Annotated in this window: 1 protein-coding gene; it reads left to right on the top strand. The window is 62.0% G+C overall.

Annotated features, from left to right (window positions below; genetic code table 11):
- Nucleotides 1-1047, top strand: a 1047-nt coding sequence (locus AC1DWI_RS24255; RefSeq protein WP_477726055.1) for a GMC family oxidoreductase N-terminal domain-containing protein, incomplete at both ends; no start/stop codon positions are given.

Raw genomic sequence — 1047 nt, 5'->3', positions numbered from 1 at the left:
GGTTTGGGCTGGGGGGCTACACCGTGGAAGCGCTTGCACCGTATTTCGCGCAGGCCGAGCAGCGGCTGAACATCACGCCCTGGCTGGTGCCGCCGAACGAGAACAACGACCTGTTGCGAAGAGGCGCCGCCAAACTGGGCATTCCCGCTTCGGCGATCTCCCGCAACGTCAAGGGTTGCTGGAACCTGGGCTCGTGCGGATTGGGTTGCCCCACCAATGCCAAGCAGTCCATGTTGGTCACCACCATTCCCGCCGCGCTCGACCGCGGGGCGCAACTGCTCACTGAAACCCGCGCAGAAAGCCTTGAACTGGCCAATGGCAGGGTCACCGCGCTGATATGCCGGGGTGTAGAGCCAAATGGGGCGCTGGCCCAATCAGGACATGCGCAACCAGCTATCAAAATAAGAGCAAAACACTATGTGCTGGCCGGTGGTGCCATCAACTCGCCGGCCGTCCTGCTGCGCTCCCAGGCCCCCGACCCGCACGGCGTGCTGGGCGCCCGGACATTCCTGCACCCGGTCGTGATGTCCTCCAGTGTGTTTGCCCAGAAGGTGGAGGCCTGGAGCGGTGCGCCGCAAACTATCTACTCTGACCATTTCCTGGAAACCCAGGCGATTGACGGACCGATTGGCTACAAGCTGGAAGCCCCACCTCTGCACCCGATCATTTTTGCGTCGACAGTCCCGGGCTTCGGTCAGAGTCAGCACGACCTGCTCAAGTCTTTTCCCTACAACCACACGCTGCTGGCCTTGCTTCGCGATGGTTTTCATGATGAGTCGCCTGGCGGCCAGGTGAAGCTGCGCAGTGACAACTCCGCCGTGCTGGACTATCCGCTGACGGACTACGTCATGGAGGGTGGGCGCAGGGCTCTGCTGTCAATGATGGAAATCCAGTTTGCAGCGGGTGCCAAACAGGTTTTGCCGCTGCACGAAATGGCCAGGCCCTATACCTCTTGGGCCGAGGCGCGTGATGCGGTCAATGCCTTGCCCATGAAGCCGATGCTCACGCGGGTGGTGAGCGCCCATGTCATGGGCGGCTGCAGCCTTG

Source organism: Polaromonas sp. P3_C2 (genome assembly GCF_056402675.1).
Note: the sequence above shows the minus strand (reverse complement) of the source record. Positions and strands in the feature narration are given on the sequence as shown.